We start from the raw sequence: 273 nt of genomic DNA, 5'->3' as shown, positions 1-273 counted from the left end.
CCTCGGGGTCGCGCCGGGCTCACCAGTACAGCTCCCATTCGGGGTCCACCGTGCGCTGGAGCGCCTCCAGGTAGAAGTAGTCGCCCCACAGGTTGCCTTCGTCGACGCCGTGGTCGCCTGGCAGGTTGTACACGCCGTGCAGAATCAGGGCGTCCGACGCCTCATCCTCCGGCGTGTAGTCCGCGATGAGGGAGGCGAGGATCCCATCGGCCGCCTCCGTAGCGCGCGCGGCCGCCTCCGGGTCGTCCTCCAGCACGGCTAGCTGGCGCAGAC

Annotated in this window: 1 pseudogene; it reads right to left on the bottom strand. The window is 70.0% G+C overall.

The annotated features are described in order from the left end of the window. Positions 1–19: 19 nt before the first annotated feature. A pseudogene (locus SB719_RS20090) lies at positions 20–273 on the bottom strand (glucuronyl hydrolase); the annotation flags it as partial.

The sequence above is a fragment of the Pantoea sp. SIMBA_079 genome, from assembly GCF_046940275.1.
Taxonomy (GTDB): domain Bacteria; phylum Pseudomonadota; class Gammaproteobacteria; order Enterobacterales; family Enterobacteriaceae; genus Pantoea; species Pantoea borealis.
This window is presented reverse-complemented; position numbering and strand designations above follow the sequence as displayed.